The 21,975-nt window shown below is 58.7% G+C and carries 28 protein-coding genes; 12 read left to right on the top strand and 16 right to left on the bottom strand.

What is annotated here, in order from left to right; genetic code table 11:
* Window positions 1-99: 99 nt before the first annotated feature.
* Entirely contained in the window at window positions 100-303 is a 204-nt protein-coding gene (locus tag AC3Y64_RS17075) for a hypothetical protein (RefSeq protein ID WP_489984586.1), read from the top strand.
* A gap of 6 nt (window positions 304-309) precedes the next feature.
* On the opposite strand, the gene AC3Y64_RS17070 is transcribed toward AC3Y64_RS17075, so the two are convergent.
* Both AC3Y64_RS17070 and AC3Y64_RS17065 read right to left on the bottom strand, forming a co-directional pair.
* Window positions 310-546, bottom strand: coding sequence for a DUF2789 family protein (locus AC3Y64_RS17070; protein ID WP_158960270.1), 237 nt, complete (start codon window positions 544-546; stop codon window positions 310-312).
* A gap of 48 nt (window positions 547-594) precedes the next feature.
* Window positions 595-846 carry a hypothetical protein gene (locus AC3Y64_RS17065; protein WP_489984585.1) on the bottom strand — a complete coding sequence of 84 codons (252 nt, stop codon included), beginning with the start codon at window positions 844-846 and terminating at the stop codon, window positions 595-597.
* Between the two features lie 418 nt (window positions 847-1,264).
* Here AC3Y64_RS17065 and AC3Y64_RS17060 point away from each other — a divergent pair, with 418 nt between their 5' ends.
* The 3 genes from AC3Y64_RS17060 (at window position 1,265) to AC3Y64_RS17050 (ending at window position 3,052) form a co-directional block, all read left to right on the top strand.
* On the top strand, window positions 1,265-1,714 hold the full coding sequence (locus AC3Y64_RS17060; protein ID WP_163005233.1) for a hypothetical protein: 450 nt from the start codon (window positions 1,265-1,267) through the stop codon (window positions 1,712-1,714).
* Entirely contained in the window at window positions 1,711-1,908 is a 198-nt protein-coding gene (locus AC3Y64_RS17055) for a hypothetical protein (protein ID WP_158960269.1), read from the top strand. Before AC3Y64_RS17060 ends, AC3Y64_RS17055 begins: the two co-directional genes overlap by 4 nt.
* A gap of 127 nt (window positions 1,909-2,035) precedes the next feature.
* On the top strand, window positions 2,036-3,052 hold the full coding sequence (locus tag AC3Y64_RS17050) for an ABC transporter substrate-binding protein (protein ID WP_489984584.1): 1,017 nt from the start codon (window positions 2,036-2,038) through the stop codon (window positions 3,050-3,052).
* Window positions 3,053-3,142: 90 nt separating this feature from the next.
* Here AC3Y64_RS17050 and AC3Y64_RS17045 read toward each other — a convergent pair whose 3' ends face one another.
* Both AC3Y64_RS17045 and AC3Y64_RS17040 read right to left on the bottom strand, forming a co-directional pair.
* Window positions 3,143-5,275, bottom strand: coding sequence for a TonB-dependent receptor (locus AC3Y64_RS17045; RefSeq protein ID WP_489984583.1), 2,133 nt, complete (start codon window positions 5,273-5,275; stop codon window positions 3,143-3,145).
* A 92-nt stretch (window positions 5,276-5,367) separates the two neighbouring features.
* Window positions 5,368-5,757 (bottom strand): DUF2946 domain-containing protein, encoded by a 390-nt coding sequence (locus AC3Y64_RS17040; protein WP_489984582.1) that lies wholly within the window; start codon window positions 5,755-5,757, stop codon window positions 5,368-5,370.
* Between the two features lie 94 nt (window positions 5,758-5,851).
* Here AC3Y64_RS17040 and AC3Y64_RS17035 point away from each other — a divergent pair, with 94 nt between their 5' ends.
* Window positions 5,852-6,292, top strand: a complete 441-nt coding sequence (locus AC3Y64_RS17035) for a DUF3995 domain-containing protein (RefSeq protein WP_489984581.1) — start codon at window positions 5,852-5,854, stop codon at window positions 6,290-6,292.
* A gap of 96 nt (window positions 6,293-6,388) precedes the next feature.
* On the opposite strand, the gene AC3Y64_RS17030 is transcribed toward AC3Y64_RS17035, so the two are convergent.
* From AC3Y64_RS17030 to AC3Y64_RS17000, 7 genes are all read right to left on the bottom strand, one after another.
* Entirely contained in the window at window positions 6,389-6,751 is a 363-nt protein-coding gene (locus tag AC3Y64_RS17030) for a Na+/H+ antiporter subunit G (protein WP_489984580.1), read from the bottom strand.
* Window positions 6,748-7,026 (bottom strand): K+/H+ antiporter subunit F, encoded by a 279-nt coding sequence (locus tag AC3Y64_RS17025; RefSeq protein WP_150602808.1) that lies wholly within the window; start codon window positions 7,024-7,026, stop codon window positions 6,748-6,750. Before AC3Y64_RS17025 ends, AC3Y64_RS17030 begins: the two co-directional genes overlap by 4 nt.
* Window positions 7,023-7,511 carry a Na+/H+ antiporter subunit E gene (locus tag AC3Y64_RS17020; RefSeq protein WP_489984579.1) on the bottom strand — a complete coding sequence of 163 codons (489 nt, stop codon included), beginning with the start codon at window positions 7,509-7,511 and terminating at the stop codon, window positions 7,023-7,025. Before AC3Y64_RS17020 ends, AC3Y64_RS17025 begins: the two co-directional genes overlap by 4 nt.
* Window positions 7,508-9,187, bottom strand: a complete 1,680-nt coding sequence (locus AC3Y64_RS17015; protein ID WP_489984578.1) for a monovalent cation/H+ antiporter subunit D — start codon at window positions 9,185-9,187, stop codon at window positions 7,508-7,510. Before AC3Y64_RS17015 ends, AC3Y64_RS17020 begins: the two co-directional genes overlap by 4 nt.
* Window positions 9,184-9,528 (bottom strand): Na+/H+ antiporter subunit C, encoded by a 345-nt coding sequence (locus tag AC3Y64_RS17010; RefSeq protein ID WP_016775082.1) that lies wholly within the window; start codon window positions 9,526-9,528, stop codon window positions 9,184-9,186. The genes AC3Y64_RS17015 and AC3Y64_RS17010 overlap by 4 nt, the downstream gene beginning before the upstream one ends.
* The gene (locus tag AC3Y64_RS17005) at window positions 9,528-12,446 is read right to left on the bottom strand and encodes a monovalent cation/H+ antiporter subunit A (RefSeq protein WP_489984577.1); all 2,919 of its coding nucleotides are present in this window, start codon (window positions 12,444-12,446) and stop codon (window positions 9,528-9,530) included. Before AC3Y64_RS17005 ends, AC3Y64_RS17010 begins: the two co-directional genes overlap by 1 nt.
* A gap of 172 nt (window positions 12,447-12,618) precedes the next feature.
* Window positions 12,619-13,551, bottom strand: coding sequence for a DMT family transporter (locus AC3Y64_RS17000; RefSeq protein WP_489984576.1), 933 nt, complete (start codon window positions 13,549-13,551; stop codon window positions 12,619-12,621).
* 89 nt (window positions 13,552-13,640) lie between these two features.
* On the opposite strand from AC3Y64_RS17000, the gene AC3Y64_RS16995 reads away from it, so the two are divergent.
* Entirely contained in the window at window positions 13,641-14,204 is a 564-nt protein-coding gene (locus tag AC3Y64_RS16995) for a helix-turn-helix domain-containing protein (RefSeq protein ID WP_489984575.1), read from the top strand.
* Complete coding sequence (locus AC3Y64_RS16990; protein ID WP_489984574.1) at window positions 14,205-15,599, top strand: FAD/NAD(P)-binding protein; 1,395 nt, start codon at window positions 14,205-14,207, stop codon at window positions 15,597-15,599.
* A 202-nt stretch (window positions 15,600-15,801) separates the two neighbouring features.
* On the opposite strand, the gene ppnN is transcribed toward AC3Y64_RS16990, so the two are convergent.
* Window positions 15,802-17,175 (bottom strand): nucleotide 5'-monophosphate nucleosidase PpnN, encoded by a 1,374-nt coding sequence (ppnN, locus tag AC3Y64_RS16985; protein WP_105704980.1) that lies wholly within the window; start codon window positions 17,173-17,175, stop codon window positions 15,802-15,804.
* 225 nt (window positions 17,176-17,400) lie between these two features.
* Here ppnN and AC3Y64_RS16980 point away from each other — a divergent pair, with 225 nt between their 5' ends.
* Entirely contained in the window at window positions 17,401-17,928 is a 528-nt protein-coding gene (locus tag AC3Y64_RS16980; RefSeq protein ID WP_489984573.1) for a DUF3087 family protein, read from the top strand.
* Here AC3Y64_RS16980 and AC3Y64_RS16975 read toward each other — a convergent pair.
* Window positions 17,925-18,305 (bottom strand): DUF2784 domain-containing protein, encoded by a 381-nt coding sequence (locus tag AC3Y64_RS16975; protein WP_489984572.1) that lies wholly within the window; start codon window positions 18,303-18,305, stop codon window positions 17,925-17,927. The genes AC3Y64_RS16980 and AC3Y64_RS16975 overlap by 4 nt on opposite strands.
* A 52-nt stretch (window positions 18,306-18,357) precedes the next feature.
* Window positions 18,358-19,293 (bottom strand): sensor domain-containing diguanylate cyclase, encoded by a 936-nt coding sequence (locus tag AC3Y64_RS16970; protein WP_489984571.1) that lies wholly within the window; start codon window positions 19,291-19,293, stop codon window positions 18,358-18,360.
* A gap of 51 nt (window positions 19,294-19,344) precedes the next feature.
* Here AC3Y64_RS16970 and AC3Y64_RS16965 point away from each other — a divergent pair, with 51 nt between their 5' ends.
* The 4 genes from AC3Y64_RS16965 to AC3Y64_RS16950 all read left to right on the top strand — a co-directional run bounded on the left by AC3Y64_RS16965 (window position 19,345) and on the right by AC3Y64_RS16950 (window position 20,706).
* Window positions 19,345-19,497, top strand: a complete 153-nt coding sequence (locus tag AC3Y64_RS16965; RefSeq protein ID WP_158957960.1) for a hypothetical protein — start codon at window positions 19,345-19,347, stop codon at window positions 19,495-19,497.
* Complete coding sequence (locus tag AC3Y64_RS16960) at window positions 19,490-20,188, top strand: AzlC family ABC transporter permease (protein WP_489984570.1); 699 nt, start codon at window positions 19,490-19,492, stop codon at window positions 20,186-20,188. Before AC3Y64_RS16965 ends, AC3Y64_RS16960 begins: the two co-directional genes overlap by 8 nt.
* On the top strand, window positions 20,188-20,499 hold the full coding sequence (locus AC3Y64_RS16955) for an AzlD domain-containing protein (protein WP_172680124.1): 312 nt from the start codon (window positions 20,188-20,190) through the stop codon (window positions 20,497-20,499). Before AC3Y64_RS16960 ends, AC3Y64_RS16955 begins: the two co-directional genes overlap by 1 nt.
* A gap of 63 nt (window positions 20,500-20,562) precedes the next feature.
* The gene (locus AC3Y64_RS16950; protein ID WP_489984569.1) at window positions 20,563-20,706 is read left to right on the top strand and encodes a hypothetical protein; all 144 of its coding nucleotides are present in this window, start codon (window positions 20,563-20,565) and stop codon (window positions 20,704-20,706) included.
* A 47-nt stretch (window positions 20,707-20,753) separates the two neighbouring features.
* Here AC3Y64_RS16950 and AC3Y64_RS16945 read toward each other — a convergent pair whose 3' ends face one another.
* The gene (locus tag AC3Y64_RS16945; protein ID WP_489984568.1) at window positions 20,754-21,026 is read right to left on the bottom strand and encodes a hypothetical protein; all 273 of its coding nucleotides are present in this window, start codon (window positions 21,024-21,026) and stop codon (window positions 20,754-20,756) included.
* Window positions 21,027-21,293: 267 nt separating this feature from the next.
* Window positions 21,294-21,974 carry an SOS response-associated peptidase gene (locus AC3Y64_RS16940; RefSeq protein ID WP_489984567.1) on the bottom strand — a complete coding sequence of 227 codons (681 nt, stop codon included), beginning with the start codon at window positions 21,972-21,974 and terminating at the stop codon, window positions 21,294-21,296.
* Window position 21,975 lies beyond the last annotated feature (1 nt).

Genomic DNA, 21,975 nt, shown 5'->3' with positions numbered 1-21,975 from the left:
TGATGCAATGAAGCTGTGCAAGACGCTTGCTGTTTCCTCCTGAAAGAAAGCATTAACCTGACTACTTAGTTAGGTAGCTAAGTATTTCGGGAGGTCGGTATGCAATGCCGAGTTGATGTTGCCGTGATGATCGGCACTGGTGTCCCCGCCGGTCTGCGGGCGATGGGGCGGAGCGTTTGCTGGGTGGTCTTGCTCAATGGTGAGCGGCGCGGCACGGCATTCGCCAGCCGCGACGAAGCCGAGGAATGCAAAGCTGCGTGGCTCGCGCAATTGCAGGCCGAGCCAGGTGACAGCCTTCACTGATCAGGCTTACTTGCCGCGGTGCAGGCGCACGTTCAATTCATCGACCATAACGGCTTCTTCGCCGTCTGCACGTAACCATTCCTTGAGCAATTGCGCCTGTTGCGGCGACCAGAATTCGGCGTCGATCAGTTTGGTCTCGGCGGCCAGTGGATGCGCCTCAATAAAATCGTCGATTGCGCTGCCTTCCGAAGGCAGTCCCAGTTGATCGAACAGGGTTTTCAGATCGTATGCTGGCAATTCCATCATGTACTCCTTGGGTTGGCGCCGGTGTGGCGCAGTCGATCACTCTCTTTATCTGAGGTGTCCGTGGGCCCGGAGTTCGATTTGCGATTCAAGTGAGCGGGCGAGGGCGCAGGCTTCGTTATGGTTTTCGCGGAAACCTCTTACACGACCAGTCGATTTTTCCTTGATATGAAAGAAGGCATTGCCCGCCGGCACTACTTGAAAGCGTGGGGTTTGATCATTCTCATGGCTGACATGAAGGATCAAAGGCGAAGGCAACAGGTCGTCAGCGGGTCTGGCAAAGTGAGTCAGAGTGCACATATGAAGTCCTTTTCATCAATTGGCCGTGAATTACGGACCGTTTCGGGTAGTCGTAAGCAGCATCGCTGCTCTAGAATCGTCAGCACCTGTTGACGACAGGGCTTATCTAAAGCAATTTTTCGCGAGCGATATGTCGGAAAAGTGCTTTTTTTCGTGAGAAATTTCCCTAAAGTTCGTAGTCAGTTTTCTCTGTCCGCCGTTAAGGATTTTTCCTTCAAGTTGCGGCGACATCGGGATGAGTTTTGCGAGTGACAATCCAGTAGTCTTACTAACCTCGCGAACAGGCTTTCTGCTTGCTTCGGGCTTATTTGAGTAGTTTGCAGTTCCATCGGCCAGGCCGTTATTTTTTGCCGTGCGCGTTTTCCGTGTGTGGTTTTTCAGATGTGGGGATGTTTCTTTGGCAGTCAGTAACCTCGATATGCATGCTTTGTTCGTGCTGGGTGATTTGCGTGCAAAGCTGGTCAAGCTGTTCCAGTCGCGTTTTGTTTACATCACCGAGCAAAACGCCGAAGGCATTTACGTTGCCGAGATCGACACCGAAAGCGCTTTGGTGGTGGATGACAAGCCAGGCCTCAAGCTTAAAGTGGGCGATCATTTCAGCGCTTCGGTCCTGCCCAGCCGTGAAGGCGGCAAAATGGATATCCGTTTTCGTGAAATCAAACTGACGGTCTATGGCCTTGGCGACTACGCCTTTGTCGACACAGCAGACGGTCACGCCATCCTGTTCAAGGAAGGCCACAGCGTAGTAACCGTGTTCGCCGCCAATGAGCAGTTGCAGGAAGGCCTGACCAAAACCCTGAAAGCCGTCACTGCCAAGGCCGCCAAGTGGCGCAAAGGCGAACTGGTGACCTTCAAGGCCAGCGAGTGAGCCGCGCCGATTTCCATTCGCAGAACCTCGAAACCGCGCGAATAGAGGCCCGGCGTTTGTACGGTGCCAAGGCCGAACTACAGGGCGCGTGGCTGAACTGGGTTGCCGCGCAGATCTACACGTTGCGTCCCGCGGAATACGCGAGCATGGTCAGACGCGAGCTGCAAAGCTTGCAGGAAAAGTCTGATTCGTAACCCCGTCCGGGTTCGAGCCCGGAAAAAGCAGGAACCTCGGCTACAGTCAGTTGACTGAGTATTCAGAGGCTTGCGGTCTTCTGTCAGGCCATCCTGCTATTGCTGTGAACAGCACGAGGTGCAATGCATGAACGGATTTCGACGGTTGTTGGCTGCCAGTGTGGCCACCTTCGGCTTGCTGACGTCAGCGCAAACGGTGATGGCGGCCCAAACGCCGATCCACTTTGCCGACCTGAACTGGGAAAGCGGCAGCCTGATCACCGATGTCCTGCGGATCATCGTCGAGAAGGGCTACGGGTTGCCGACCGACACCTTGCCGGGCACCACCATCACCCTGGAAACCGCACTGGCCAACAACGACATTCAGGTCATTGGCGAAGAGTGGGCCGGGCGCAGTCCTGTGTGGGTCAAGGCTGAAGCGGAAGGTAAAGTCGTTAGCTTGGGCGATACGGTCAAAGGTGCCACCGAGGGTTGGTGGGTGCCGGAGTACGTGATCAAGGGTGACCCGGCCAAGGGCATCAAACCGTTGGCGCCGGACTTGCGTAGCGTCACTGATCTGAAAAAGTACAAGGACGTGTTCAAGGATCCAGAGAGTCCGGGTAAAGGACGGTTCCTCAACAGCCCGATCGGCTGGACTTCGGAAGTGGTCAACAAGCAGAAGCTGACTGCTTATGGATTGCAGGACGATTACACCAATTTCCGCAGTGGCTCCGGGGCGGCGCTGGACGCCGAGATCAGTTCTTCGATTCGTCGCGGTAAGCCGGTGTTGTTCTACTACTGGTCGCCGACGCCGCTACTCGGCAAGTTCAAACTGGTGCAGCTTGAAGAGCCACCGTTTGATGCCGAGGCGTGGAAGACGCTGACCGATGCGGACAATCCCAACCCGAAACCGACCCGGTCGCTGGCCTCCAAGCTGTCGATTGGCGTGTCTACGCCGTTTCAGAAACAGTATCCGCAGATTGCCGAATTCTTCAGCAAGGTCGATTTTCCGATCGAGCCTTTGAACAAGGCGCTGGCGGAAATGAGCGAAAAACACACCGCACCACGGGAAGCAGCGGTGGCGTTCATGAAGACGCATCCCGATGTGTGGCAGGCGTGGTTGCCGAAGGATGTGGCGGATAAGGTTTCAGCTGATCTTAAATAATCGCCCAGGCGATTGGCCAAATCGGTAGCAGGCTAGCTCCCACAAAAGGATTGCATTCCAATTGTGGGAGCTAGCCTGCTAGCGATGCCTTTAAAATTTAGTTGCTACCGCCAATTCGAAGGTTCGCGGCGTGCCTAGGTAATACGCCGGCGAAACATGCGCAAACTGGGCATACACCTCATTGGTCAGATTGCGCACTCTCCCGGTGACGGTAGTGTGTGAGTCAACCTTGTAACTAAGAAAACTGCCGAACAATGTGTACGACGGCACGGTCATGGTATTGGCCGTATCGGCATACACCGATGCCACATACCGGGCATCGACTCCTCCTTGCCATTGCGGCGAAAAGTCATAGGTCAGCCACAGATTACCCACTCGATCCGGGACGTTGGTCGGCGTATTGCCTTTGCGTGAAACCACCACGCCGGCGGCGTTTTTCTCGGTGAAGTCGTCGTACTGCGCATCGACCCAAGCGAAGTTGCCTTCGGCCAGCAACTTGTCGGTGATCCGCAGCGAGCCGGCGATCTCGATGCCTTTCGAAGTCTGTTGGCCGACCGGAATGCTGCTGGTCGGGTCCAGTGGATCGGTGACGGCAAAATCCTTGCGCTCAATGGTGTAGGCGGCCACGGTGGCCGAGCCGCGCCCGTTGAGATAATCGAATTTACTGCCGATCTCCCATTGTTTACCGGTCGATACGTCGAAATCTTGCGTGCCATTCGGTTGTTCGGCGGCGGTGCTGTATTGCGCATAAACGTTGGCCGAGGGAATGAATTGGTAGGTCAGGCCGACGCGACCGGTCACCGGTTCCCAGCTGCGCTTGAGATGCTTGGGGTTGGCGGCGGTCACGGTGCGATGGTTGGTGACGTCGAGGTCAATGTCGTCGTAACGCAGACCCGTGAGCAGCGCCAGTTTGTCGGTCAGTGCCAGACGGTTTTCCACGAACAATGCCTTGGTCGTGACTTCGTTGGTCTTGTCGCTGATCAGCTTGGGATTGGTGCCGGGTATATCGTAGAAGTAGCCCGGCCGGTAGTGGTTCGGTTCAACCGTGCTCGCACCTTTGACGTTGAGTGGCGAATTGGTGGTCTGGTTGACCTTGTATTCGAAACCGCCTGACCAGGTCGTATCGAGACCGAAGACCGAGTTGTCATGACGCAGCTCGAACTGGTTGCCGTTCTGTTCGCCCTGATGACGAACTTGATACGCGGTTGAGCGATTCACGGCGCTGTTGTCGGCGTTGTATTGGTAAGTTTCGAGGTTGCGGTAATCGCGCTGACTGTCGAGGTGATACAGCGTGTTGCGCAGGGTGGTGCTGTCGTTGATGCGGTAATCGATGATCGAGCGTACCCAGATCGTGCGCTGTTCGTAGCGACCATCTTCGACGTTGTAGTTGTTGAAGCGATTGTGTTTATCGATCTTCAGCTCACCGGCTTTGGGATTCAACACGGGCGTGCCCCAATACGGACTGTCTTCGTGTTCGTCCTGATATTCCAGGGCCAGGGTGTGTGACAGGTTGGGCGTGAGATCGCTAAGCAGCGAGAACGCCACGCTCCATGCATCGCGCTCCTGGCGGTCGATGTAACCGTTACTGGTGTTGTGGCTGACGTCGAGGCGTGCGTATTGCTGGATATCGGCGCACGGATCGGTCAACGCGTGGTTGAGACCGAAGGCCGTTTCGGTGGTGTCGTAGGTGCCGTAACTGACCCGGCCTTCAACCGCTTGTTCATCGCGGGTGGCCAGTTTGGTCACGTAGTTCAGCGAACCGCCGACGGAGCCCGCGCCATTGATTAGCGATGACGGGCCGCCGACCAGTTCCACGCGGTTGTAGATCCACGAATCAACCGGCCGGGCGAGTCCGCCGGAGACGTTGATGCCGTTGAACATTTGGGTGATCTGGCTGCTGGTGAAGCCGCGATAGGAAACGAAACCGCCAAAACCCGGCGGCGCGCTGGCGTTGACCCCGGGCAAGGTATTAGCGGCGTCCTGGAAGTTCTGCGCGCCGTGGCGTTCGATGTCGTTGCGATTGGCGATGGCCACCGAGGCGGGTGTATCGCGCACGCTCAAGCCGAGACGCGAAGCCATGCCGCTGGATTGGTCGAGGCTCAGGCCAGGCTCTGCGCCGGATTCGCCATCGATGGTGATCGGCGCAAGATCCACGGTGGATTGCGCCCAGACGTTGACGGACAGGCAGCCGCACAGGCTCGCCAGCAAAGTGAGTTGTTTCATCATTGAATCCTGAATGCTTGTCTAGGAGTCAGCGCACAGGCAAACGCCGCGCGTTGGCGCAGTGGGCTGACAAATCAAAAAGGCAGAGACACTCAGGCGAGCGGCGGGGCGCGAGGGTTGGCTGAAGGCCAGGTGAAGCGGGCAGGGAGGTCGGCGCTGACGATGGGCGCCAGCGGTGGGCTGTGTTGTTCCGGCAGGATCGCCAGGGTCAGGCTGGAATTGAACGCCGGCCCCATGCCGCCACCCACGGAGCACAACGGGCAGCCGAATGCCTTGGACAGGGTCGGTAGTTTTTCTTCGGTGGGATTGCTGGCGATTGGCGCTTGAGTGGCCGGATCGACTGTACAGAACTGGCCGCCGATACCGTTCAGCTGCAGGCCGACCATTTGTCCGTGACCGATGCTGCAGGCGAACACGTTGAACAGGACGCAGCAATAGAGCATCCAGGCCAGTAGTGAGCGATCGGAACGGGAAAATTTCATGGGGCGGCACTTTACCGTACCGCTGATCGGTCGTGCACTTGAAAAAAATGCGACTAGGATGATTTGTTCAAATCCCTTTCCAAGGATTTCAACCATGACCTTTGTGTTGGCTCAATGGCTGGTGACAACTTTTGCGCTGATTGCCTTGATGCACGTGTACTGGGCGTTGGGTGGGCAGTGGGCTGCAGCGGCGGTTGTGCCGCAGGTGCCCGTGCGCGGTTTTGTCGCAACGGTGCGACCGGCGTTCAAGCCGTCAGGCTGGCTGACGTTGATTGTGGCGGTGGCGTTGCTGGTGATTGCTGTGCTGGTGTGTATGCGGGTTGGCTGGGGAATGCCGGCGGTGAGTCACAAAGCGTTGCAGTGGGTAATCAGCGCGATTGCGTTGCTGATGTTTGCCCGGGCGATCGGCGATTCCAATCTGGTCGGTTTTTTCAAGGAAGTGAAGGATTCACGGTTTGCACGGCTGGACACCTGGGTGTATTCGCCGTTATGTGCGGTGTTGGGGGCGGGGTTGTTGGCGGTGGCTTGGGTCTAGAAAAGCAAGATCAAAAAATCGCAGCCTTCGGCAGCTCCTACAGGGAGACGCGCATTCCAATGTAGGAGCTGCCGAAGGCTGCGATCTTTTAACGGTTCAATTACCACTCTCGGTTTGGCGGCTACTGACCTCGGCCGGCACATCATCTCCGGCCATGCGCTTGCGGAACAACGCCGCCCGCGCCAGCAGCAAGGTAGTCACCGGCACCGTGATTGCCAGCAAAATCGGGATGAGCCAGGCATGTATGATCGGCCCGGATTTCAGTGCCGAGAAGCAAATGATCGAGGCCAGCGCCACACACCATGCCCCCAGCGTCGAGGCTAGTGCGGGTGGGTGCATGCGCTGAAAGTAATCTTTCATGCGCAGCAAGCCTGCGGCCCCGATCAACGCAAAAACGCCGCTGAGCACCAGTAGAATTGCCACCGGAATTTCGACCCACAACGATAATTCAGCATTCATTCGATCACCTCGCCACGCAGCAGGAACTTCGCCAAAGCAAACGAGCCGACGAAACCGAACAGCGCGATCAGCAGCGCTGCCTCGAAGTAGGTATCGCTGGAATAACGAATGCCCAGCGTCAGCATCATCAGCATCGCAACGATGTACAGATAGTCCAGCGCCAATACCCGATCCTGTGCCGACGGCCCTTTGAACAAGCGAATCAGGGTCAGCACCATCGCCAGGCAGAACAGGAACAGCGTCAACAGAATCGCGTTCGACAGTAATGGGCTCATTCGAAAATCTCCATCAACGGCCGTTCGTAGGTGCTTTTGAAGTGCTCGATAAACTGCGCTTCGTCAGCCAGATCCCACACGTGCAGCAAAAGAACGCTGCGATCCAGTGCCAGTTCCGACCACACCGTGCCGGGCACCACTGTGCAGATCATTGCCAGCGTCGCCAGACCGTGGGCGTCGCGCAGGTCCAGTGGGACTTTGACGAAGCGCGAGCGCGGCGGGCGGCGACCGGCGTTGAGCACGCCCCAAGCGACGATCAGGTTGGACATCACTACGTCCCGACCGACGAGGAAGAACAACTTGATAATGGTCCCCGGGCGCCGAATGTGCGCTCGTTTTGGCCGCAACTTACGCATCATTAACGGGGCCGCGAAACCCAATGCCGCGCCGAGCAGCAAGTTGCCCGGACTGACTGATAGATTCAGCGTCAACCACAACGCCCACAGGGCCAGCGATAACCAGGGTGCAGGGAACACACGCTTCATGGCTGCACCTCCAGCATCGCCGCTCTGGCTTCGGGGCTGGGTACGGCGCGGGTGCCGAGCACGGCCATCACGTATTGCTGGGGATTGTTCAGTGCATCTGCGGTGGCTTGGGTATAACGCAGCAGCGGTTCAGCCTTGAAGGTCAGGGCGATGCTCAGCCCCAGCAAGAGGAAAATCGGCGCGCATTCGAGTTTTCGCAGCAGCGGCGAAGGGCGCTCTTCCGGCGTCCAGAAACGCTGGATACCCAAGCGCGAGAACGCCATCAACGATGCGACCCCAGAGAGAATCAGCAACGCCAGGAACATCCACGCTGGCGTGGAAATCGGCGCAGCGGTGCCCAGACCAAGAGGATTGAGCAAGGCGCCGATCAGACTGAGCTTGCCGATAAAACCTGAAAGCGGTGGCATGCCGATGATCAACAGCGCGCAAGCAATGAAGCTCAGACCGAGAAACGCCATGGTCCAGGGGATGACCTGACCGACCACGGCTTTCTGCTCATCGTCGAGGTTGATGCCTTTTGGCGGTTGCAGGGATTCCTGTGGTCGCGGCAGCAGTTCGCTTTCGTCTTCCAGCGGAATCTCATTGGCCGAGCGCGAGCGCTCAATCAGCTCCGCCAGCAGGAACAACGCACTCAGTGCCAGGGTCGAGCTGACCACATAGAACAGCGCAGCGCCGATCAGGTTCGGCTGGGCGAAACCGATCGCCGACAACAGAATGCCGGCTGACACCAGAATGCTCAGGCTGGCCATGCGCTCCAGACGTTGCGCCGCAAGAATCGCCAGTGCCGCGCAGGCGATGGTCGCCATGCCGCCGTAGATCAGCCATTCGCCACCGAAGAACGCGGAAGCGCCGGCCTGCCCGGAGAACAGCAGCGTCCACAGACGCAGCAGAGTGTAGATGCCGACTTTGGTCATGATGGCGAACATCGCCGCCACCGGCGCACTGGCCGAGGAGTAGGCCGGCACCAGCCAGAAGTTCAGCGGCCACATACCGGCCTTGGCCAGAAATGCCACCGCGAGAATCCCCGCACCGGCGTGCAGCAGGCCACGGTCGGCTTCCGGCACCAGCGGAATCTTCAGCGCCAGATCGGCCATGTTCAGCGTACCGGTGACGCCGTAGATCAGCGCGGCACCGATCAGGAACAGCGAGGAAGCAAGCAGGTTGATCGAAATGTAATGCAGCCCCGACGACACCCGTGCCCGCCCCGAACCGTGCAGCAACAAGCCGTATGAAGCGGCCAGCAAGACTTCGAAGAACACGAACAGGTTGAACAGATCCGCCGTCAGGAACGCGCCGTACAGGCCCATCAACTGAATCTGGAACAACGCGTGGAAGCTTGAGCCAGCGCCGTCCCAACGCGCCATCGCGAAGAGCAGGGCGCTGACGCCGATGATCCCGGTCAGTACCAGCATCAATGCCGACAGGCGATCGACCACCAGCACAATGCCGAACGGTGCCTGCCAGTTGCCCGGCAAATACACGCCAATCGAGCCTGGGACGCCCGTGGTCTGCGTCCATTGCAACAGCAGCACCGATATGAATAGACCGACAAGGCTGGAGAACAGATTGATTTTCGCCTTCAGCGGCCGGTGCCGTTCGCCGAGCATCAACATGATGGCGGCGGTCAGCAGCGGCAGTAGAATCGGTGCGGCGATCAGGTGAGTCATCGCCATCATTCTTTAGGCTCCCGGCCGTCGACGTGGTCGGTGCCGGTCAGGCCGCGCGAGGCGAGCAGAACGACGAGGAACAATGCGGTCATGGCGAAACTGATCACGATCGCGGTGAGTACCAGCGCCTGCGGCAGCGGATCGGTGTAGTGCAGCAAGTCCTGCGTCACGCCGTCCTTGATCACCGGTTCTTTACCGATGAACAGACTGCCCATGCTGAAAATGAACAGGTTGACCGCGTACGACAGCAGGCACAGGCCCATGACCACCTGAAAGGTCCGAGGCCGCAGGATCAACCAGACACCGGATGCGGCGAGGATGCCGATGGCGATTGCGATGACTTCTTCCATCAGACGGCTCCTTTGCTGGCGACGGACTTGGGCAGTGATGCGGTCTTGTGGCCCCGCACCGATTGGTGGGCGAGAGCGGTCAGAATCAACAACGTCGAACCGACCACTACGCCGTACACGCCGATGTCGAAGAACAGTGCGCTGGCGACGTGGATGTCACCCAGTACCGGCAGGCTGAAATGCCAGGTGTGCGTGGTCAGGAACGGATAGCCGACGACCATCGCGCCGAGGCCCGTGGCGGTGGCGAACAGCAATCCGGTGCCCATCCAGCGCAATGGACGCAGGCTCATTTGCGCCTCGACCCACTGCGTACCGGCGACCATGTATTGCAGGATGAACGCCACCGACATCACCAGACCGGCGACGAAACCGCCACCCGGCTGGTTGTGCCCACGCATGAACAGATAGAACGACACCACCAGCGCAATTGGCAGCAGCAGGCGCACCAGTACCGCCGGCACCATCATGAAGCCGAGCGCGGTGTCGCTGGCAGAACGCGGGTTGACCAGGTCGGTGACCACGTCCGGCGCGAGCAAGCGTTGCTGAGCCGGCAGTTGCAGGCTTTCTTTCGGTGGGCGGAAGCGTCGTAGCAGGGCGAACACGGTCAGCGCCACGGCAACCAGCACAGTGATCTCACCGAGGGTGTCGAAACCACGGAAGTCCACCAGCATCACGTTGACCACATTGCTGCCGCCGCCCTCAGGCAGGGCACGGCTGAGGTAGAACGAGGAAATATCGTTCGGCGTCTGCCGCGTCAGCATTGCGTAGGACAGCAGTGCCATGCCGCCACCGACGGCAATCGACAGCAGCAAGTCGCGCAGACGGCGAATGCGTGCTTTGCGCAGGCTGCTTGGCAGCGGTGAGACTTCTTCGATCCGGCGTGGCAACCAGCGCAGGCCGAGCAGGATCAGCACGGTGGTTACCACTTCAACCGCCAGTTGTGTCAACGCAAGATCCGGCGCCGAGAACCAGACGAAGGTTACGCAGGTCATCAGGCCACAGACGCTGACCATGGTCAGGGCCGCGAGACGGTGATACTTGGCTTGCCAAGCGGCGCCGAGGGCGCAGGCAATCGCCAGCAGCCACAGGGTCACGAAGACGATGGAACCGGGAATCTTCGGTCGGTCGCCCCAGCTCAGCGTGCTGTGCAGCATCGGGATCAGGCCTGCGAGCACAGCCGCCAATACCATCAGGAACAACTGCATTTGCAGACGCTTGGTGCCCAGACGCCGCTCGACGCGACGGGCCATGCGCATCATCACCACCAGGCTGCGCTCGAACAGACGCTTGCCGTTGAAGCGGCCCACCAGTGGCGGGTACTTGAAGCGGCCGAGCTTGAACTGGTTACGCAGCAACAGATACAGAACGATACCGCCGGACATGGCGATCAGGCTCATGATCATTGGCGCATTCAGACCGTGCCAGATCGCCAGGCTGTATTCCGGCAGCACACCACCGACCACGGGCAGCGCCGCCGCTGCGAGCAACGGGCCGACGATCTGTGCCGGGAAAATTCCCACCAGCAAGCAAGTAAATACCAGCAGTTCGACCGGAGCGCGCATCCAGCGCGGCGGTTCGTGCGGGGTGTGCGGCAGGTCGGTGGCCGGGGGGCCGAAGAACACATCAACGGTGAAGCGCAGCGAGTAAGCGACGCTGAACATGCCAGCGATGGTCGCGACGATCGGCAACGACATCTCTACCCACGCCGTGGCATTGATGAACACGGTTTCAGCGAAGAACATTTCTTTCGACAGGAAGCCGTTGAGCAATGGCACGCCGGCCATCGAGGCGCTGGCGACCATCGCGAGGGTCGCGGTATACGGAATCAGTTTGATCAGACCGCTGAGTTTGCGGATGTCGCGGGTGCCACTTTCATGGTCGATGATCCCCGCGGCCATGAACAGCGAGGCTTTGAACGTCGCGTGGTTGAGAATGTGGAACACCGCCGCCACTGCCGCTAACGGGCTGTTGAGGCCGAGCAGCAGGGTGATCAGGCCGAGGTGACTGATGGTCGAGTAGGCCAGCAATCCTTTGAGATCGTTCTGGAACATCGCGCAATAAGCGCCGAGCAGCAGCGTACAGGCGCCGGCACCGCTGACGATGTAGAACCATTCTTCACTGCCGGACAGCGACGGCCACAACCGCGCCAGCAGAAACACCCCGGCCTTGACCATGGTCGCCGAGTGCAGATAAGCAGAGACGGGTGTCGGCGCCGCCATGGCGTGGGGCAGCCAGAAGTGAAACGGGAATTGCGCGCTTTTGCTGAGTGCGCCAATGAGGATGAGAGGTAACAGAATAGGGTAGAGGGCGTGTGCGCGAATCAGATCGCCGGCGGCCAAGACCTTGTCGAGGTCGTAGCTGCCGACAACATGGCCGAGCAGCATGACCCCCGCCAGCAGACACAGTCCGCCTGCACCGGTGACCATCAGCGCCATGTAAGCGCCGCGACGGGCGTCGGCGCGATGGTGCCAATAGCCAATCAACAGGAACGAGAAGAGGCTGGTCAGCTCCCAGAAAAACACGATCTGGATCAGGTTGCCGGAGATGACCAAACCGAGCATGGCGCCCATGAACGCCAGGAAAAACGCGAAGAAACGCGGCACCGGATCATCCGGCGACATGTAATAACGCGCATATAAAGAAACGAGTGTGCCGATGCCGAGTACCAGCATCGAGAACAGCCAGGCGAAGCCGTCCATGCGCAAAACGAAGTTCAGGCCGAGGCTGGGCAGCCACATGAACTCTTCACGGATCACGCCGCCGTGGGCGATTTGCGGGTACAACATCGCGACTTGAACGGTGCCGATCAGAGCGACCAGCCCCGCCAGCAGGGATTCGGTATTACGCGCGTTGTGTGGCAGCACCGCTGCCAGACAGCTGCCAATGAATGGCAGAAGCAGTAGAACTATCAGGGACATAGGCTTCTAATCTGCGGAAGTTTGTGAAGCATCATACGTGCCAGCTCCCCGATCACCAAACGCCAGGATGTCTCAGAATCCTACAAAGTAGTCTGAAAATTTCTGTTTGGCATTGTTTCAAAGCAGGGATGGAGTGGCAGATGGCCCTTTCGCGCGCTGAAGATATTGCTGATCAACCCTGCGTTTCCCGCTCCAACTCAACATCGGTTTCTGCGACCTTACCCTTGGTTTTCAACTCACTGACAATCACCGCTGCGACAATCAGCCCCGCGCCCACCAGCGCAATCGCTGGCAAGCGCTCGCCGGCAATCCGCCCGACGATCCCTGCCCACACCGGCTCACCGGCATAGATCAACGTTGCCCGAGTTGGCGAAACACTTTTCTGCGCCCAGTTCATCGCCACCTGAATCGCCGCGCTCGCGGCCCCCAGGCCCAGTGCAGTCACCAGCAGCGTCGTGGAAAAATCCGGAATCGCCTCACCCGTCGGCACCACCAGTAGAAACGACAACACGGAGGTGGTTGCCAGTTGCACTACGGTGACCCGGCGCACATCGACTTGTCCGGCATAGGTGCTAATCAAAATGATCTCGGCGGCAATCGCGATGGCACTGATCAGCGTGGCAATTTCACCCGGGCTGAAGTTCAGCGACGCCCCCGATGGCCCCGACAACAGCATCAAACCGGTGAACGCCAACATGATCCCGATGCTCGGCATCAATCCCGGACGCCGACCGAGTACCAGCCATTGCAGCAACGGCACGAACGGGACGTAGAGGGCGGTGATGAACGCCGACTGACTGCTCGGAATTGTTTGCAGACCGACCGTCTGCAAACCATAACCGAGCATGATTGCCACGCCGATAAACGCGCCGGCCTTGAGTTCGAACAGGGTCAATTCACGCAGATGACGCCACGAGAACAGCGCGACGATGCACGCCGCAGCGGCAAAGCGCAGACCGACAAAAAACATCGGCCCGCTGACGGTCATCGCATGCTGAACCAGCAGGAAGGTGCCGCCCCAGATCATGGTGATCAGCACCAGCACGCACTCGGCTTTGCTGAATCGGGAGAGGCGGACGGGGGGAGGGGAAGTGTTCAGCGACATCAATGACCTTGCGCACTATAAAAAGGAGGCCGCACAATGCGGCCAACGTTGCGCAGTATACTGCCCAACCTCACCGAGTGAGCAATATAGTGCACAAAGATTCCACGCAAAGGACCTCCGTTCTTCAGCACGTCAGCCAAAACGTCCGACGTCTGCGCCATGCCGCCGATATGAGCCAGACCGCGCTGGCGGAAAAATCCGGCGTTAGCCGACGCATGCTGGTGGCGATCGAGGCGGGCGAGAAGAATGTCAGCCTGACCACGCTCGATCGCGTCGCTGAAGCGCTGGATGTCGCGTTCAGCGATCTGATCCAGGCGCCGGATGCCCGGGACCCGAGCCGCATCAACGAAGTGGCCTGGGCGGGAACGATCCCGGGGAGTAAAGCGGTGCTGCTGTCGAAAGCCACCGCCACACGCGAAGTCGAGCAATGGGAATGGTGTCTGCAGCCGGGCGAGGTTTACCCCTCGCAGGCGGATGCCGAGGGCTGGAGTGAGCAGATTTTCGTGTTCGAAGGCTGCCTGACGCTGATGCTCGGCGATCAGCCGCAAAAGATCGACACAGGGGAGTTCTTCATGTTTGCCAGTAATCAGCCGCATTCCTATCGCAATGATGGGGGGGTTGCGGCTCGGTTTGTGCGCAATGTGGTGATTTGAATGGCACATGACACGGATATCCTGATCATCGGCGGCGGCCTCAGCGGCACGATGCTGGCGGTGCAATTGCTGCGTCAGCCGGGCCGGCGAACAATCGTCATCGTCGAACCGCGTGCTGAACTCGGTCGAGGCGAGGCCTACAGTGCGGTTGAGTTGGGCCATACGCTCAACGGCAATGCGGCGCGAATGAGCGTTGATCCAGATAATCCAAATGACCTGACGCAATGGCTGACCGAGCATATTGCGGCCGGCGGCTGGCCGGAGTCTGCAGAGCAGAATGTGCCAATCAGTGAGCTGTTTCCACCGCGCGGATTGTTTGGTGTCTATGTGCAGCAGCGTTTGGCTGAAGCGCGGCGGGTCGGTGCGCAATATGGCTCGACGGTCGAGCACGTGTGCGCCGAGGCAGTAGATCTGCAAACGGCAGCGGATTCGGTGCAGTTGCGTTTGAACGACGGCCAGGTCTTGAATGGGGCTCTTGCGGTACTCGCCACCGGTATGTTCCCCGCTGCGCGAACTGCACAGAAACACTCCAGCGGCCTCAACGCTGCCGCACTGGATCCGTGGGATGTCGCGGTCATGCGCCAGCTCGATCCGCTATCGACCGTGATGATCATCGGCTCCGGCCTGACCATGGTCGATGCCGTGGTTTCGCTGGAGCAGGCCGGGCATCGCGGGCCGATCGAGGTGTTTTCCCGGCACGGTCTGTTGCCCCATGTGCGCCGACAACCGCCGGCCTGGGTCGATTTCCTGGGCGAGGATCATGGCATTCGCACCCCACGGCAGTTGCTGTGCGAATTACGCCGGCAGTGTCGAGACGCCATTGCGCAGGGCATCGACTGGCAGGCACCGCTGGATACGGTTCGCGTGCACATCGCTCGGTTATGGAGCCAGGCGACTGACGTGCAGCGGCGACAATTCGTACGGCATGTGCGGCCATGGTGGGAAAGTCATCATCATCGTTCGCCACCGTTGAGTGCGGCGTTGGTCGAGCGCCTGCAATTGGCAGGGCGGCTCAGCATCCATGCTGCGTCGTTTAAAGGGCTTGAGCCAAGTTCGGATGGCGGTGTTCGCATTCGAATAAGACGTCGCGGTGAGGCTGAAACCTGCGTGATGCACGGCGCAGCGCTGATCAATTCCAGCGGTATCGAATATGACTGGCGTCGCGTGGCGCGACCGTTGCCGCAGCAGTTGCTGGAGCGTGGTCTGGTGCAGCCTGGGCCGTTGGCATTGGGGATTGCGGCGGGAATGGATGGCGCGGTACTGGATGCCGAGGGGCATGCGGCTGGCCGGGTATTTGCGATGGGGCCGCCACTGCGGGGGATATGGTGGGAGAGTACGGCGGTGACGGATGTGGCGTTGCAGGCCAAGGCACTGGCGGCGCGGTTGGTGGGCTGAAGTTGTTCTTTCAGGCGCCATCGCCAGCAGGGCTGGCTACCACATTGGATTTGGGTGAATGCAAAATCTGTGTGCAACCAAAAATCCCTGTAGGAGCTAGCCCTGCTAGCGATGGCGGTGTATCAGACAACATTAATAGGTCTGATCTACCGCTATCGCTGGCAAGCCAGCTCCCACATTGGCATTGTTTGATGCTTAAAAGTTACGCCACCACTCGATAGCAAGGCACATACGCCGCGCCGCCCGGCAGCTTCATCCGGTGCTGGGCGACGAAGGCTTTGAGCAGCGCATCGAGCGGTTGCATGATCGCCGCGTCACCACGGATCTGGTACGGCCCGTGTTCTTCAATCAGGCGAATGCCCTTGTCCTTGACGTTGCCAGCGACGATGCCGGAAAACGCCCGACGCAGGTTCGCCGCCAGTTCGTGCGGCGGTTGATCGCGGTGCAGTTTCAGGTTGGCCATGTTTTCGTGGGTCGGATCGAACGGACGCTGGAAGCCCTCGTCGATTTTCAACAGCCAGTTGAAGTGGAACGCGTCGTTGCGCTCGCGGCGGAACTGCTTCACCGCTTTCAGCCCTTGAGTCATCTGCCGTGCTACTTCGGCCGGGTCATCAATGATGATTTCGTAATGCTGTTTGGCCGCTTCGCCGAGGGTCGCGGTAACGAACGCGTCCAGTTGCTCCAGATACGGTGCAGCATGTTTCGGCCCGGTGAGGATGACCGGGAACGGCAGGCCGGCGTTGTCCGGGTGCATGAGGATGCCGAGCAGATAGAGGAACTCTTCAGCCGTACCGGCGCCGCCTGGGAAAATGATGATGCCGTGGCCAACGCGGACGAAGGCTTCCAGGCGTTTTTCGATGTCCGGCAGGATCACTAGCTCGTTGACGATCGGGTTCGGCGCTTCGGCGGCAATGATGCCGGGCTCGGTCAAACCAAGGTAGCGGCCACCATGAATACGCTGTTTGGCGTGGGCGATGGTCGCCCCCTTCATCGGGCCTTTCATTACGCCAGGGCCGCAACCGGTGCAGATGTCGAGGCTGCGCAGGCCCAGTTCGTGGCCGACTTTCTTGGTGTATTTGTATTCTTCGGTGTTGATCGAGTGACCGCCCCAGCAGACGACGATCTTCGGCTCGACGCCCGGGCGCAGGGTGCGCGCGTTGCGCAACAGATGGAAGACGTAGTCGCTGATGCCTTGCGAGGTGGTCAGGTCGATGCGCTGGCTGTCGAGTTCGTTTTCGGTGTAGACGATGTCGCGCAGGGCGCTGAAGAGCATTTCGCGGGTGCTGGCGATCATTTCGCCGTCGACGAAAGCGTCGGCCGGAGCGTTCAGCAGCTCGAGGCGTACGCCGCGATCCTGTTGGTGAATGCGGATTTCGAAGTCCTTGTAGGCTTCGAGGATGGTCTTGGCGTTATCGACATGGGCGCCGGTGTTGAGGATGGCCAGGGCGCACTGGCGGAAGAGGGTATAGGTGCTGCCGGATCCGGCTTCGCTCAGTTGCTGAACTTCACGTTGAGAAAGGGTTTCCAGGCTGCCTTTCGGGCTGACCGAGGCATTGATTACGTGTCGTTGGGTCATGCAATGATCCTTAAAACGATGTCATCTCAATACTAGGCGATGGCATCCGAATAGTGTGTATCCATGAATGAAGATGGCACGATCTGCGCTGTACCGCCATGTCCCCCGTTGGACGCTGAAAAGATGAAAAGGAGCCCCAGCATAGCTAAATCGCCGCCCGATGCGATAATGCCCCGGCCGGTTTTTTCCGTTGCCCTTTTTTGCTGCTCAAGGAAGTCATTCGCAATGTTCGAGATTCAACCGATGGACGCCGCCACCTTTCGCCAGCAGACCCGGCGCAGCACGATCATCATCGCCGTGCTGTTCCTGGTGTTGGCGATGCTGTTTTCCAGCGCGGCGGTGGCGCTGTTCGGCGAACCTGGCGGCGATAACCTGCGGTTTAATGTGGGCGGTGTGTTTCTGGCGTTCCTGCTGACAGCGGCGTTGTTGCGCGGGCGCTTCTGGAATCAGAGCTGGATGGCTCCGGCGGTGTACAGCTGGCGGCTCAAACGCAACCTGATGAGCATCACCAATGTGATGCATCAGGTGACGGCCGCCGCGGAAAAGAACGATTCAACAGCGATGAAAGTCCTGCGCTTTTATCATTTGGGCCTGACGCAGATGCATGAACTGGACGGCAACTCCAGCGATCATGGGCAACTGTGGCGGGAAGTCGAAGCGCACAAAGAACGGATGCAGGCGCTGGGCCTCGATACCGAACAGACCCGATTCGATCCGGCCTGGCTGGATGCCTTGAAGCAGGCACCGCGCTAGAGCGCCTGCTTGCCGCGCAGTTTCCATGAACGAATCAACCGCCCATAAACCAGCAGATTGACCGCCAGCACTACGCTGCCAAGCGCCAGTTGAATCTGCGGAGTGAGCCCCGCGGGATAGATGATTGGCCAGACGTAATGCTCGATGAAACCGCCGGCGTATTCGGTTTGCCCGGCGGCGTGACGCATCAGGTTTTCCCAGTAGGTCAGTGGGCAGGTCAGGTGGAACACCTCGACCGCGACGCCCCACGCCGCCGCCGGCAAATGCAGGCACATGATTCGCGGCCATTTCAGCACTAGCAGCCCGCCGAACAGCACGAACAAAATAAAAGACAAATGAAACAGCACCAGCCCATCGGCTGCGATTCGGTACAGCATGTCGTCTCCCTGACGCGATTGTGAATGGCGCTATGTTACGCCCGTCACGGGTTTAAAGCTCAGGGCGAAAATCGGCAAATTCGGCGCGCATGCGTCCGTTGTGCTTGGCTTGATAGAGCAATTTGTCGACCTGTTCGACGAAGTCCAGCGGATCGCTGCCGACCGTTGCGTTGGTGGTGCCGACGCCAAGGCTCAGGCTGATCCAGGGCGATACCGGCGAGTGTGCATGAGCGATCTGCTGCTGACGGATCAGATGCAAGCATTTGCGCGCCACCAGACGCGCCGACTCGGCATCGGTTTCCGGCAGCAGCCAAACGAACTCTTCACCGCCGATTCGGGCGATGAAATCCCGTGGCCGGTTGGCTGCCAGTGACAGTGTCCTGGCCACTTGGCGCAGACATTCGTCGCCTTTTATGTGGCCGTAATGGTCGTTGTATTGCTTGAAGTAGTCGATGTCGAGAATCAGCAGCGACAGCGGCAATCCACTGCGCTGAGCCTGGGTCCATTCGCGTTCGAGTACGGTGTCGAACATGCGCCGGTTGGCGATGCCGGTGAGGCCGTCCTGAAACGAATATTCTTCCAGTTGCTTCTGCAGGCGGATCAGATGCTCTTCGGTTTTCTTGCGCTCGCTGATATCGAACATGAACCCCACCAGCGCCTCGACTTCGCCGTCCTTGCGCACCACGTGCACGACGTCGCGGATCCACACGTATTCGCCGGCACTGGTCAGCGCGCGATAGTCGGCTTCGTGATCGACCCCGGCACGCGATTGCGAAACACAGAATTCGACGACGTAATCGCGGTCATCCGGGTGCATGCGCTCGACCCAGTCGTTGACCCCGACCCAGCTGTCCTGCTTCCAGCCAAGCAAGGTTTCGATCTGCGGGCCGATGTAGCTGAAAGTCATGCTTTTCCAGTCGATTCGCCACGGGATGGCTTTGGTCGATTCCAGTAGGGTTTTGTACACGTCATTGTCGATGGCGGTCATGGCAGGCAGGGTCTCAACGGGAATGTCTCGAGGAGGAAATGCTGCGCCAGCATGTTGCTGGCACCGTGGCGTTGCAAGCGGCTGGCCGATGAACGGTTGCATCAGGCCGATTTCCCACAAGTGCGCAAGATTGTTCAAGCCACAAAACTGATTTTACTGGCACAGTCTTTGGCCGTTTCGTTGATTGAGGAGCGTTATGTCTGATTCACTTTTGCCCCGCAGTGCGTTCCTGCGCGGTGCTGCGGCGATCATGCCGCTGTCTCTGGCGACTGCGCCGTGGGGGCTGCTCGCCGGCTCCATGGCGATTGAAGCCAACCTTACACCGCTGCAAGGACAGGGCCTGTCGAGCATTGTGTTTGCGGGTGCCGCACAATTGGTCGCGATTGGCATGCTCAAGGGCGGCGCGGGAATTTTTTCGATTCTGCTGACCACGGTGCTGCTGACGTCGCAGCATTTGTTGTACGGCATGAGCATGCGTTCGGTGATCTCGCCGTTGCCGGGCCGTTGGCGGCTTGGCCTGGGCTTTTTGCTCACTGACGAACTGTTCGCGCTGACCAGTCAGCATGACCGGCAACAGTTCAATCGCTGGTACGCATTGGGCGTCGGTTTGACCTTCTACATCGCCTGGAATCTGTTCACCCTCGCCGGTATCGTCCTCGGCAGCAGTATTCCGGGGCTGGAACATCTGGGTCTTGACTTCTCGATTGCCGCGACCTTCATCGCACTGATCACACCCGTGGTGCGCAATGTGCCGACGGTGGTCTGCGTGGCCGTGTCGCTGTTCTGTTCGGTGCTGTTCAGTTATTGGCAATGGGGCTCGGCGCTGGTGCTGTCGGGATTGGCGGGCATGACCGCAGGGTTTATCTGCAACAAACTGTATCGGGAGCACGCATGATGGTCTGGGCGGTGATTTTCGGCATGGGAATTCTGGTCTTTCTCAACCGCTACGTATTTCTTGAGCCGCGCTTGCCGGTGCGCTTGAGCAGCAATGCCCGGCAGTTTCTCGGTTTTGCTGTGCCGGGAATGCTCACGGCAATCTGCGGGCCGATCGTATTCATGCCGGACAAACAACTGAATCTGCAGTGGGACAATCCCTATCTGCTTAGTTCGCTGGTGGCTATAGGCCTGGTACTCGCCACACGCAATACGTTGCTCAGCATGTTGTTGAGCATGGCGTTCTTCTTTTTGCTGCGCTGGTGGTTGTAAGTTGCCTGATGGAAATTGTTCTACGCTTTAAAACGGATCGTCTACTTGTGAGGGGAGGTGAACATGGCGACAGAGCAAAAGCATCCGGAAACGGACGACGAGACCGATGAGCCGACTGAAGAAGAAATCGAGCGTGAGAAGCACAAGGAGCAGACCTGGAAGCACGATGATGGCAGAGAACTTTCAGATCCTGATCGCAAGTTTTGAGTGATTTCGACGTAAAAGCCCCGCACGTGCGGGGCTTTTTTGTGGTTTCAAAGATCTTCCATCTGCGGGAAGTCAGGGTGTGATGCCCGATATCCCAACGTTCGATCGATCCACGCATTGAGCTCGTTGACCATCACCGGCGGGTGGCCGGGATACCCGTCGAGGGTGGTGCGCAGGATGCGCTCGATGTCGGGAACGGTCCGCAGGTTTCGGGTCTTGATGTAGTGGCCGATAAAACAGTCGAGTTCAAAGCGTTCTGTCATGGACAGATAAATACACTCCAGGCCGCTGACCTGTTTGATTGCAAAATCGTCGCGCAACTTATTTCTCTGCAAGGGCTTGTAAAGTTATAGGGAATTCCTGATTTATTGACTCTTTGGTCAACTGGTATACCAATCGGAAAGGCGGCGCGCATGCTAGCCGTAGTGCATGTAAATGTATGTATGACGGTTGAAATGTCTGACAGGCGGTTAGTTCATACGAACGACTGTTTCAATATCACTGTTTCGCAAATGAAACAGTCGATGTAACGCCCCGGATTCAGCCTGTGAGGCGGTATTTTGATAACGCGCCGACACTCGAATTATTTAAGCGATTTTTTCAATCAGTTCCGCACCCTGATTGCGTGAGTTACCGACAGCTTTGCCGACTTTGTACCATTCGAACACCTCACTGGGCTCACCCTCAAAGAGCAGCATCTGCTCGGCGCGTTCCACCGGCGTTGCCGGATCCAGCCATTCGCGCACCAAATCCGGGCGCAAAACCACTGGTCGGCGGTCATGAATATCGAGCATCCCGCCAACGCTGTTGGCGGTGATGATGACGAAACCATCGTCCTCGCGAGCCTCGGTTCCCGGTGTGGGAAATTGTCCGATCGCCGCGCAGAAAACCGGTTCGTGATCTGCGCGACGGATCAGCCAGGGTTGCTTGTTTTTGTCGCCGGCATCGACCCATTCAAACCAATTATCGACGGGCACGATGAGGCGGTTGCGCCAGATCGCCCGGAAGAACGGGCCATGGGCGACTTTCTCCACGCGCGCGTTGATCGGTGGCGGACGATCCTTGGCCCAGTGCGGACGCCAGCCCCAGCGCAGGTTATCGGCATACACGCGTTGCTCATGTTGATGAAGAACGGCCAGCGTAGTGGTCGGCGCCGCGTTGTAGCGATTGAGTGGCGCATCGCCGACGTGGTTGATCAGTGCATCGGGGATGCTCAACACGGCCACAAAGTCGTGGATGCCTCGGTACTGCGTGAGTCTTCCGCACATG

The organism is Pseudomonas sp. 4CAES_32.4 (assembly GCF_058136335.1).
This window is presented reverse-complemented; position numbering and strand designations above follow the sequence as displayed.